The organism is Streptomyces sp. NPDC046379, from assembly GCF_055587785.1.
In genome coordinates this window covers 452,141-463,689 of record NZ_JBVJFP010000001.1, presented here as the reverse complement: position 1 = coordinate 463,689, position 11,549 = coordinate 452,141, and the positions used below count along the sequence as shown (strand labels likewise).

Annotated in this window: 10 protein-coding genes; 8 read left to right on the top strand and 2 right to left on the bottom strand. The window is 74.5% G+C overall.

What is annotated here, in order from left to right:
• Positions 1–10: 10 nt before the first annotated feature.
• Positions 11–1,243, top strand: coding sequence for a radical SAM family heme chaperone HemW (gene hemW / locus ACZ6KF_RS02120; RefSeq protein ID WP_469158544.1), 1,233 nt, complete (start codon positions 11–13; stop codon positions 1,241–1,243).
• 38 nt (positions 1,244–1,281) lie between these two features.
• The gene (locus ACZ6KF_RS02115) at positions 1,282–1,572 is read left to right on the top strand and encodes a Uma2 family endonuclease (RefSeq protein ID WP_469236849.1); all 291 of its coding nucleotides are present in this window, start codon (positions 1,282–1,284) and stop codon (positions 1,570–1,572) included.
• A 139-nt stretch (positions 1,573–1,711) separates the two neighbouring features.
• On the opposite strand, the gene ACZ6KF_RS02110 is transcribed toward ACZ6KF_RS02115, so the two are convergent.
• Both ACZ6KF_RS02110 and ACZ6KF_RS02105 read right to left on the bottom strand, forming a co-directional pair.
• The gene (locus tag ACZ6KF_RS02110; RefSeq protein ID WP_356627730.1) at positions 1,712–2,524 is read right to left on the bottom strand and encodes a DUF3097 domain-containing protein; all 813 of its coding nucleotides are present in this window, start codon (positions 2,522–2,524) and stop codon (positions 1,712–1,714) included.
• Positions 2,525–2,555: 31 nt separating this feature from the next.
• Positions 2,556–3,287 (bottom strand): MBL fold metallo-hydrolase, encoded by a 732-nt coding sequence (locus tag ACZ6KF_RS02105; RefSeq protein ID WP_469236846.1) that lies wholly within the window; start codon positions 3,285–3,287, stop codon positions 2,556–2,558.
• A gap of 162 nt (positions 3,288–3,449) precedes the next feature.
• Between ACZ6KF_RS02105 and hrcA the strand changes: the two genes are divergently transcribed.
• From hrcA to ACZ6KF_RS02075, 6 genes are all read left to right on the top strand, one after another.
• Positions 3,450–4,466, top strand: a complete 1,017-nt coding sequence (gene hrcA, locus ACZ6KF_RS02100; protein ID WP_356627728.1) for a heat-inducible transcriptional repressor HrcA — start codon at positions 3,450–3,452, stop codon at positions 4,464–4,466.
• A complete protein-coding gene (gene dnaJ / locus ACZ6KF_RS02095) occupies positions 4,467–5,603 on the top strand; it encodes a molecular chaperone DnaJ (RefSeq protein WP_356627727.1) in 1,137 nt (378 codons plus the stop codon).
• Positions 5,604–5,848: 245 nt separating this feature from the next.
• Positions 5,849–6,913, top strand: a complete 1,065-nt coding sequence (locus tag ACZ6KF_RS02090; protein ID WP_356627726.1) for a nitronate monooxygenase — start codon at positions 5,849–5,851, stop codon at positions 6,911–6,913.
• Positions 6,910–7,650, top strand: coding sequence for a 16S rRNA (uracil(1498)-N(3))-methyltransferase (locus ACZ6KF_RS02085; protein ID WP_356627725.1), 741 nt, complete (start codon positions 6,910–6,912; stop codon positions 7,648–7,650). Before ACZ6KF_RS02090 ends, ACZ6KF_RS02085 begins: the two co-directional genes overlap by 4 nt.
• Before the next feature lie 81 nt (positions 7,651–7,731).
• Positions 7,732–8,280 carry a hypothetical protein gene (locus tag ACZ6KF_RS02080; protein WP_469236844.1) on the top strand — a complete coding sequence of 183 codons (549 nt, stop codon included), beginning with the start codon at positions 7,732–7,734 and terminating at the stop codon, positions 8,278–8,280.
• 45 nt (positions 8,281–8,325) lie between these two features.
• On the top strand, positions 8,326–11,535 hold the full coding sequence (locus tag ACZ6KF_RS02075) for a S41 family peptidase (protein WP_469236842.1): 3,210 nt from the start codon (positions 8,326–8,328) through the stop codon (positions 11,533–11,535).
• Positions 11,536–11,549 lie beyond the last annotated feature (14 nt).

Below are 11,549 nucleotides of genomic sequence, written 5' to 3'. Positions count from 1 at the left end.
CAATGGAGACATGCCTTCCGCACTCCCCGACGGCGAGCCCGTCCCCGACGACGGCTCGCTGCCCCCGGACGCCCTGGCCGGCGCCGCGGAGCGTCCCCTCGGGTTCTATCTGCACGTCCCCTACTGCGCGACCCGCTGCGGCTACTGCGACTTCAACACGTACACCGCCACCGAACTGCGCGGCACCGGGGGCGCCCTCGCCTCCCGCGAGAACTACGCCGACACCCTGATCGACGAGATCCGCCTCGCCCGCAAGGTCCTCGGCGACGACCCGCGCGAGGTGAGCACGGTGTTCGTCGGCGGCGGCACGCCGACCCTGCTGGCGGCCGGGGACCTCGTACGGATGCTGGGGGCGATCCGGGAGGAGTTCGGGCTGGCGGCGGACGCCGAGGTCACCACGGAGGCGAACCCGGAGTCCGTCGACCCCGCCTACCTCGCGGCCCTGCGCCACGGCGGCTTCAACCGGATCTCCTTCGGCATGCAGAGCGCCCGGCAGCACGTCCTGCGCGTCCTGGACCGCACCCACACCCCCGGCCGCCCCGAGGCCTGCGTCGCCGAGGCCCGCGCGGCCGGATTCGACCACGTCAACCTGGACCTGATCTACGGCACCCCGGGCGAGTCCGACGACGACTGGCGGGCCTCCCTCGACGCGGCCCTCGGCGCCGGACCCGACCACGTCTCCGCCTACGCCCTGATCGTCGAGGAGGGCACCCGGCTCGCCCGACGCATCCGCCGCGGCGAGATCCCGGCGACCGACGACGACGTCCACGCCGACCGCTACCTGATCGCCGAGGAGACCCTGACCGCGGCCGGATTCGACTGGTACGAGGTGTCCAACTGGGCCGCCTCCGACGCCGGGCGCTGTCTGCACAACGAGCTGTACTGGCGCGGCGCCGACTGGTGGGGCGCCGGACCGGGGGCGCACAGCCACGTCGGGGGTGTGCGCTGGTGGAACGTCAAGCATCCCGGGGCGTACGCGGGGGCCCTAGCGGCGGGCCGTTCGCCGGGTGCCGGGCGCGAGATCCTGAGCGCCGAGGACCGACGGGTCGAGCGCGTCCTGCTGGAGCTGCGGCTGCGTGAGGGCGTCCCCCTGTCCCTGCTGCGCGACCAGGGCCTCGCCGCCGCCCGCCGGGCCCTGTCGGAGGGGCTGCTGCGGGAGGGGCCGTACGCCGAGGGCCGCGCGGCGCTCACCCTGCGGGGCCGGCTGCTGGCGGACGCGGTGGTCAGGGATCTCGTCGACTGATCACTCCGGCGGGTGAAGCGGTGCGGGACGGGCACAACATGATCGTTGCCGATGTCCAGGACCAGGTTCCGCCACAGCGCTGGGCCCGCCTGCGGACGCAGGACGTCGACATCGCCGACGAGGCCAGTGAGCCGGTTCCCGACCTTGTGGTACTGGCGCGTGATCTCCTGCCGCAGGGGGGACGGCTGCTGCCGTGTCAGCTGGTCACGATGGCCGTGGAAGTCGTCTCCGAATCAAGCGTCCACCAGGACTACGTGGTCGAACGGTCGGTCTACGCGGCGGGAGGGATTCCCGCCCACCTCGTCATCGACCCGGTCATGGCCCAGTGAGTCCTGCTGACGAAGCCCGAAGGCCAGGGCGAGGACGCCGACTACCGGAGTCGGGAGATCGTCAAGTTCGGTGACCGGGTGCCGTTGGAAGCCCTGGGGACCGAGTTGGACACGGGCGACTTCGGCACCTTCCACGGTGTCAGAGCTCACCGCTGTCCGTGACGAAGTCGATCAGCTCCTCCACCCGCCCCAGCAGCTCCGGCTCCAGGTCCTTGTAGGACCCCACCCGGGCCAGGATCGCCTGCCACACCGCGCCCGTGTTCTCCGGCCAGCCCAGCGCCCGGCACACCCCCGTCTTCCAGTCCTGGCCGTGCGGCACGCGCGGCCACGCCTCGATGCCGACGGACGACGGCTTCACCGCCTCCCAGATGTCGATGTACGGGTGGCCCACCACCAGGGCGTGCTCGCTCGTCACCGACTGTGCGATCCGCCACTCCTTCGAGCCCGGCACCAGATGGTCCACCAGGACGCCGAGCCGGGCGTCCGGGCCGGGGCCGAATTCGGCCACGATCGCGGGCAGGTCGTCCACGCCCTCCAGGTACTCCACGACCACGCCCTCGATGCGCAGGTCGTCGCCCCACACCTTCTCCACCAGCTCGGCGTCGTGCCGGCCCTCGACATAGATCCGCCCGGCCCGGGCCACCCGCGCGCGGGCGCCGGGGACGGCGACCGAACCGGAGGCGGTGCGGGCGGGACGCACCGGCGCCTGGGCCGTGGGCCGTACGAGGGTCACCGTGCGGCCCTCCAGGAGGAAGCCGCGGGGCTCCAGCGGGAACACCCGGTGCTTGCCGAAGCGGTCCTCCAGCGTCACCGTGCCCGCCTCGCAGCGGATCACCGCCCCGCAGAAACCGGTGCCCGCCTCCTCCACCACCAGGCCGGGCTCCGCCGGCACCTCGGGCACGGGCTTCGGCTTCTTCCACGGCGGGGTCAGGTCCGGAGAGTACTGGCGCATTCGAACGACGATAGGAGAACCCCCGCGGCCGTCACGGCGACACGCCGAAACGCGCCGCCAGGGCGTCCCGCTGGCGCCGGACGAACGCCGCGTCCACCGGCGCCCCGTGACCGGGCACGTACACCGCGTCCTCGCCCCCGAGGTCCAGCAGCCGGTCCAGCGCGGCCGGCCAGCGCGACGGCACCGCGTCCGGGCCGGCCTGCGGCTCGTCGGACTCCTCGACCAGGTCGCCGCAGAAGACGATCTCCGGGTCGCCCGGCACCAGCACCGCCAGATCGTGGGCGGTGTGCCCGGGGCCGACGTTCGCCAGCAGCACCTGGCGGCCGGGGCCCAGGTCCAGCGTCCACTCGCCGCTGACCAGATGGGCCGGCGCGGTCAGACCGTCCGCCGCCTCCCGGGCCGTCTCCGCGTCCAGGCCGTTGCGCACGGCGTCCGCCCGCAGCTCCTCCCGCCCGCGGGGCGAGGTGAGCGCCGCGTCCACGCCCACCGCGCCGTACACCTGCGCGCCCGCGACCGCCGCCGCCCCGAAGACATGGTCGAAGTGCGGGTGGGTCAGCGCGAGATGGGTCACACGGTGGCCGGCGACCTCCCGCGCCCGCGCGCCCAGCATCGCCCCCTCCGCGAGCCCCGACCCCGCGTCGATCAGCAGCGCGGCGCCCTTCCCGAGCACCAGCCCGGCCGTGCAGTCCCACCCGGGCAGACGCCGCCGGCCGACCCCGGCCGCCACCCGCTCCCACCCCGCCTCTTCCCAAGTCACCGTCATACGGCGACGCTAGCCTCACGTCCCCGGCGGCACGACCCCGGCGGGACCGGCCTTGCCCGGGGCGTACCCGGCAGCCGTACACTGGGCCGGGTAAGGCTGGCACTCGCGTGCGCAGAGTGCCAGGGGGAGCGTCAAGGGGCGAACCGCTGGAGGTGTGCGCGAATGCTCAGTGAACGAAGGCTGCAGGTCCTGCGCGCCATCGTCCAGGACTACGTCGGAACCGAGGAGCCGGTCGGCTCCAAGGCCCTCACCGAACGGCACAGCCTCGGCGTCTCCCCGGCCACCGTCCGCAACGACATGGCGGCCCTGGAGGACGAGGGGTACATCGCGCAGCCGCACACCAGCGCCGGGCGCATCCCCACGGACAAGGGCTACCGCCTCTTCGTCGACAAGCTGGCCGAGGTCAAGCCGCTGACCGCGCCCGAGCGGCGCGCGATCCAGAACTTCCTCGACGGCGCCGTCGACCTCGACGACGTGGTGGCGCGCACGGTGCGGCTGCTGGCGCAGCTCACCCGGCAGGTCGCGGTGGTGCAGTACCCGTCGCTCACGCGGTCGACGGTGCGCCATGTCGAGCTGCTGTCGCTGGCGCCCGCGCGCGTGATGCTGGTGCTGATCACGGACACCGGCCGGGTCGAGCAGCGGGTGATCGACTGCCCGGCGCCGTTCGGCGAGGCGTCCCTGGCGGACCTGCGGGCACGGCTGAACAGCCGCGTCGCGGGGCGCCGGTTCACGGACGTGCCGCAGCTGGTGCAGGATCTGCCGGAGGCCTTCGAGAAGGAGGACCGCGGCACGGTCCAGACGGTGCTCTCCACCCTGCTGGAGACGCTGGTGGAGCGGACCGAGGAGCGGCTGATGATCGGCGGCACCGCCAATCTCACCCGCTTCGGACATGACTTCCCCCTCACCATCCGGCCCGTGCTGGAGGCGCTGGAGGAGCAGGTCGTCCTCCTCAAGTTGCTTGGCGAGGCGAAGGATTCGGGCATGACCGTGCGCATCGGGCACGAGAACGCCCACGAGGGACTCACCTCCACGTCGGTGGTGTCGGTGGGCTACGGTTCGGGCGGCGAGGCAGTCGCCAAACTCGGCGTGGTCGGACCGACCCGCATGGATTACCCGGGAACGATGGGAGCGGTACGAGCGGTGGCACGGTACGTCGGACAGATCCTGGCGGAGTCGTAAGTGGCCACGGACTATTACGCCGTTCTCGGCGTGCGCCGCGACGCGTCGCAGGAAGAGATCAAGAAGGCCTTCCGCAGGCTCGCGCGCGAGCTGCACCCTGACGTCAACCCCGATCCGAAGACGCAGGAGCGGTTCAAGGAGATCAACGCCGCCTACGAGGTGCTCTCGGACCCGCAGAAGAAGCAGGTCTACGACCTCGGCGGCGACCCCCTCTCGCAGGGCGGCGGCGCCGGAGCGGGCGGCTTCGGCGCGGGCGGCTTCGGGAACTTCTCGGACATCATGGACGCGTTCTTCGGCACGGCGTCGCAGCGCGGGCCGCGCTCGCGCACCCGCCGGGGCCAGGACGCGATGATCCGGATCGAGGTGGAGCTGGACGAGGCCGCCTTCGGCACCACCAAGGACCTCCAGGTCGACACGGCCGTCGTGTGCGCCACCTGCAGCGGCGAGGGCGCGGCGCCCGGGACCGCGGCGCAGACGTGCGACATGTGCCGGGGCCGGGGCGAGGTCTCCCAGGTCACGCGCTCGTTCCTGGGCCAGGTCATGACCTCCCGGCCGTGCCCGCAGTGCCAGGGCTTCGGCACCGTCGTGCCGAACCCGTGCCCGGAGTGCGCCGGCGACGGACGCGTCCGCTCCCGCCGCACGCTGACCGTGAAGATTCCGGCCGGCGTCGACAACGGCACCCGGATCCAGCTCGCGGGCGAGGGCGAGGTCGGCCCCGGCGGCGGCCCGGCCGGCGACCTGTACGTCGAGATCCACGAGCTGCCGCACCCGACCTTCCAGCGGCGCGGCGACGACCTGCACTGCACGGTCACGATCCCCATGACGGCGGCGGCCCTCGGCACCAAGGTGCCGCTGGAGACGCTGGACGGCATGGAGGAGGTCGACATCCGGCCCGGCACCCAGTCCGGCCAGTCGATCCCGCTGCACGGCCGCGGCGTCACCCATCTGCGCGGCGGCGGCCGGGGCGACCTGATCGTCCACGTCGAGGTGCAGACCCCCAACAAACTCGACCCGGACCAGGAGCGCCTCCTGCGCGAACTGGCCAAACTGCGGGGTGAGGAACGCCCTCAGGGCCAGTTTCAGCCGGGGCAACAAGGGCTTTTCTCTCGGCTGAAGGATGCGTTCAACGGGCGGTGACGGGGTCGGCGGCGGTCGTCGGGCAGCGTCGGCCGGCTGGGGGGCGGGGCTGCCGGGGGTCCGGGGGCCGTCCCCCGGGTGGGCACGGTCGGCCGGGGCGACAAGGGCTTTTCCCTCGGCTGAAGGATGCGTTCGACGGGCGGTGAACCCACCGGCCGCCCACCGGCCGCGGGCCGCGTGACGGTGGCCCGTGCCAAGGCCAGGCCCGATTCGGTGCCGTCGGGAGGACGTGACACCATGCCGTCATGTCCTCCGCGCTGACCGATCTCTTCCCGCATCCGATCGTGCAGGCCCCCATGGCGGGCGGCGTCTCCGTGCCGCGGCTCGCCGCCGCCGTGTGCGAGGCGGGCGGGCTCGGGTTCCTCGCCGCCGGGTACAAGACGGCCGACGGCGTGTACCAGGAGATCAAGCAGCTGCGGAGCCTCACCTCCCGCCCCTTCGGCGTCAACCTCTTCCTGCCCCAGCCGGAGTACGCCGAGCCCGCGGCGGTGGACGTCTACGCCCAGCAGCTGGCCGGCGAGGCCGCCTGGTACGAGACCGAGCTGGGCGATCCGGACAGCGGCCGCGACGACGGGTTCGACGCCAAGCTCGCCGTGCTGCTGGACGACCCGGTCCCGGTCGTCTCCTTCCACTTCGGCTGCCCGTCCCGCGACGTCCTCGACGCCCTGCGCCGGGCCGGCACCCTCACCCTGGTCACCGCGACCTCCGCCGACGAGGCGCGCGCGGTCGAGCGGGCCGGGGCCGACGCCGTGATCGTGCAGGGCGTGGAGGCCGGCGGACATCAGGGCACCCACCGGGACGTCCCCGAGACCGACGGCTCCGGCCTCGGGCTGCTGTCGCTGATCGCGCAGGTCCGCGAGGCCGTCGGCCTGCCCCTCGTCGCCGCCGGCGGGATCATGCGCGGCAGCCAGATCGCCGCCGTCCTCGCCGCGGGCGCGAGCGCCGCACAGCTGGGCACCGCGTTCCTCGCCACCTCCGAGTCCGGCGCCCACGCCGTGCACAAGGAGGCGCTGACCAACCCCCTGTTCGTGCGCACGGAACTGACCCGCGCCTTCTCCGGCCGCCCCGCCCGCGGCCTGGTCAACCGCTTCATCCGCGAGCACGGCCGCTACGCCCCCGCCGCCTACCCCGAGATCCACCACCTCACCTCGCCGGTCCGCAAGGCCGCCGCGCAGGCGGGGGACGCCCAGGGCATGGCCCTGTGGGCGGGCCAGGGCCACCGGATGGCGCGCGAACTGCCCGCCGGGCAACTGGTGGAGGTGCTGGCGGCCGAGCTGGACGCCGCCCGGTCCGCGCGGGGCGTGCGATGACCGCGCCGGTGTTCGTGGTCGACGGCTTCACCGCGGAAGGCGGCGGGCGGCAGGTCGTGGACGGGCCCGAGGGACGGCACGCCGTCTCCGTGAAGCGGCTGCGGGCCGGCGAGGCCGTCGTCCTCACGGACGGCGCCGGACGCTGGGCCGAGGGAGAGGTCGCCGCGGCCGAGGGCCGGGACCGGCTCGTCGTGGACCTGGGCGAGGTGCGCGAGGAGCCGCCGTGCTCGCCCCGCATCACCGTCGTGCAGGCCCTGCCCAAGGGCGACCGCGGGGAACTCGCCGTGGAGACCATGACCGAGGTCGGCGTCGACGCGATCGTGCCGTGGCAGGCGGCCCGCTGCATCACCCAGTGGAAGGGCGAGCGCGGCGCCAAGGCGCTCGGCAAGTGGCGCGCCACCGCCCGCGAGGCCGGCAAGCAGTCCCGCAGGGTGCGCTTCCCCGAGGTCGCGGAGGCGGCGACGAGCAAGCAGGTCGCCGCGCTGCTGGACGGCGCCGACTTCGCCGCCGTCCTGCACGAGAGCGGCGACACCCCGCTGGCCACCGCCGAACTCCCGGCAGGCGGCAGCATCGTGCTGGTCGTCGGGCCCGAAGGCGGCGTCTCCCCGGACGAGTTGGCCCTGTTCGCCGACGCCGGCGCCCACCCGTACCGCCTCGGCCCCACCGTCCTGCGCACCTCCACCGCCGGCACGGCCGCCGCGGCCCTCCTGCTCACCCGCACCGGCCGCTGGTCCTGACGGACGGCCGGCCAACGGGGGCGCGCTTCTTGGCCGTTTGCGCCCTACCGTCCCGGCCGGGACGGTGGCAGGCTGCCTGTCATGGGGGTATGGAGACGGATTCGGCGCCGCCCGCGCGCGCGGCGGGCCCTGGCGGTCGCCGTCGTCGTGACGGGCGCGGCGGCCGGGGCCGTCGGCTGCGAGCCGGGGACCACCATGAGCTCGGTGGCCGTGTCCTACACCACCGACGAGTTGGCGACCCGCGAGCTGGAGCGGCGGGGCGCCGACGTCCAATGGCTCACCTGCACCGCGAACTTCGGCGACCGCGGCGGCGCCGCGCCGTCGGCGAGCGAGCGCACCGTCGCCGAGATCGACTGTGAGGGCCGGACGGACGACGGCCGGGAGATCACCGTCACCGGCCGGGTGACCCGCGCGGTCGACGGGGCCTGCGTGCGGGGGGACCTGACCGCGAAGGTGGGCGGCAAGCAGCTGTTCCGCGTCAGCGGCCTCGGCGACTGCGGCGCCACCGCCGCCCCGCCGATCCGGCAGCCGGGCGGACAGCCCGGCGGGCCGGGAGCCACGGCCACCGTGACCGTCACCCGGACCGTCTGGTGCCACACCGACCCGGAGTGCTGGCCGGAGGGCAAGTGATCCAAAGCCCTGTCCGCGGGCACCGCCCCTGCATAGGCTGACCGGGTGACCCAGTCCACATCTCCCGCCACGTCGGCGTATCTCCGGTTCCCGCACCTGCACGGCGAGTTGGTGGCCTTCACGGCCGAGGACGACGTCTGGCTCGCGCCCCTGGACGGCGGCCGGGCCTGGCGGGTCAGCGCCGACAACGTGCCCGTCACCCTGCCCCGCATCTCGCCCGACGGCGCCACCGTCGCCTGGACCTCCACCCGCGACGGCGCGCCCGAGGTGCACACCGCCCCCGTGGACGGCGGCCCGAGCCGGCGACTGACCCACTGGGGCAGCTGGAGGACCGAGGTCCGCGGCTGGACCCCCGACGGACACGTCCTCGCCCTGACCGCCCACGGCCAGGCCACCCTGCGCCGCACCTGGGCGCACGCCGTCCCGCTCGACGGCGGACCCGCGACCAGGCTGCCGTACGGGCCGGTCGGCGCGGTCGCGTTCGGGCCGCGCACCGTGCTGCTGTCCGCGCCGATGGGACGCGAGGCGGCCTGGTGGAAGCGCTACCGGGGCGGCACCGCGGGCAAGTTGTGGATCGACCCCGACGGCGACGGCGAGTTCGTCCGCCTGCACGAGGGACTGGACGGGAACCTCGAACACCCCGTGTGGGTGGGGGAGAGGATCGCGTTCCTCTCCGACCACGAGGGCGTCGGGGCCGTCTACTCCTCCCTCGCCGACGGCTCCGACCTGCGCCGGCACAGCCCGCTCGGGGAGGGCTTCTACGCCCGCCACCTCGCGAGCGACGGCGACCGGCTCGTCTACTGCGCCGCCGGTGAACTCTGGCTGCTGGACGGCCTCGACGGCGCCGAGCCGCGCCGCCTCGACGTACAACTGGGCGGGCAGCGCACCGACCGGCAGCCGTACCCGGTGAACGCCTCCCGCTGGTTCGGCTCCGCCCACCCCGACCACACCGCGCGCGGCAGCGCGGTCGCCGTGCGCGGCGCGGTGCACTGGGTCACCCACCGCTCGGGACCCGCCCGCGCCCTCGCCGCCGAACCCGGCGTCCGTGCCCGGCTGCCCCGCACCTTCCGCGTCGAGGGCGAGGAGTGGGTGGTGTGGGTGACCGACGCCGAGGGCGAGGACGCCCTGGAGTTCGCGCCCGCCACCGGCCCCGCCCCCGGCACCGCCCCGCGCCGCCTCGCCGCCGGCCGGCTCGGCCGGGTGACGCGCCTGGCCGTGGCCCCCGACGGCAGCCGCGCCGCCGTCGCCGCCCACGACGGACGCCTGCTGCTCGTGGAACGGGAGACCGGCGAGGTCCGCGAGGTCGACCGCAGCGAGCACGGCGACGTCTCGGGGCTGGTCTTCTCGCCCGACTCCGCCTGGCTCGCCTGGTCCCACCCCGGCCCGCGCCCGCTGCGCCAGCTCAGGCTCGCCGGCACCACCGACCTGTCGGTCACCGAGGCGACCCCGCTGCGCTTCCAGGACTACGCACCCGCCTTCACCCCGGACGGCAAGCATCTGGCCTTCCTCTCCAACCGCGCCTTCGACCCCGTCTACGACGAACACGTCTTCGACCTCGCCTTCGTCGTCGGCGACCGCCCCCACCTGATCACCCTCGCCGCCACCACCCCGTCCCCGTTCGGCCCGCAGCGCCACGGCCGCCCCTTCGACGCCCCCGACAAGGACGAGACCCCCGACAGCGAGGGCGCCCCCGCCACCCGCGTCGACCTCGAAGGCCTCGCCGACCGGATCGTGCCCTTCCCCGTCGAGGCCGGCCGCTACTCCAACCTGCGCGCCGCCAAGGACGGCGTGCTCTGGCTGCGCCACCCGGTGCAGGGCGTCCTCGGCTCCGCCCGGGCCACCCCGGACGACCCCGACCCGAAGACCGAGCTGGAGCGGTACGACCTCGCCCAGCAGCGCCTGGAGCATCTCGCCGCCGACGTCGACCACTTCGAGGTCAGCGGCGACGGCAAACGCGTCCTGCTGTGGACGGACGGTCGGCTCAAGGTGGTGCCCAGCGACCGGCGGGCCTCCGGCGACGAGGACAGCGACACCAACGTCACCGTCGACCTCGGCCGCATCCGGCAGACCGTCGACCCCGCGGCCGAGTGGCGGCAGATGTACGAGGAGACCGGCCGCATCATGCGGGACCACTTCTGGCGGCCCGACATGAGCGGCGTCGACTGGGACGGCGTACTGGACCGCTACCGCCCCGTCCTCGACCGCGTCGCCACCCACGACGACCTGGTCGACCTCCTGTGGGAGGTGCACGGCGAACTCGGCACCTCGCACGCCTACGTCGTCCCGCGCGGCGGTCGCGGCGGCGGCGACCGGCAGGGACTGCTCGGCGCGGACCTCTCCCGGCACGCGGACGGCGCCTGGCGCATCGACCGCATCCTGCCCTCGGAGACCTCCGACCCCGACGCCCGCTCCCCGCTGGCCGCGCCCGGGGTCGCGGTGCGCGCCGGCGACGCGATCGTGGCGGTGGCCGGACGCCCGGTCGACCCGGTGACCGGGCCCGCGCCGCTGCTGGTCGGCACGGCGGGGCAACCCGTCGAGCTGACCGTCTCGCCGGCCGGCGGCGGCGAGGTGCGGCACGCCGTGGTCGTGCCCGTCGCGGACGAGGAACCGCTGCGGTACCACGCCTGGGTGAGCGACCGGCGGGCCCATGTGCACGAACTGTCCGGCGGCCGGCTCGGCTATCTGCACGTCCCCGACATGCAGGCGCCGGGCTGGGCGCAGATCCACCGCGACCTGCGGGTGGAGGTCGCCCGCGAGGGGCTCGTCGTGGACGTCCGGGAGAACCGCGGCGGGCACACCTCCCAGCTGGTCGTGGAGAAGCTGGCCCGGCGGATCGTGGGCTGGGGGGTGCCGCGCGGGATGCGGCCGTACAGCTATCCGGAGGACGCCCCGCGCGGACCGGTCGTCGCGGTCGCCAACGAGTTCTCCGGGTCGGACGGCGACATCGTGAACGCCGCGATCAAGGCGCTCGGCATCGGTCCGGTGGTCGGGACGCGCACGTGGGGCGGCGTCATCGGCATCGACAGCCGGTACCGGCTGGTCGACGGCACGCTGGTGACGCAGCCCAAGTACGCCTTCTGGCTGGAGGGGTACGCGTGGGGCGTGGAGAACCACGGCGTGGACCCGGACGTGGAGGTCGTGCAGCGGCCCCAGGACTGGGCCGCGGGGCGGGACCCGCAGCTCGACGAGGCGGTGCGGATCGCGCTGGCCGCGCTGGAGGCGGAACCGGCGAAGACGCCGCCCTCGCTGCCGTGACGCAGTCGCTACGA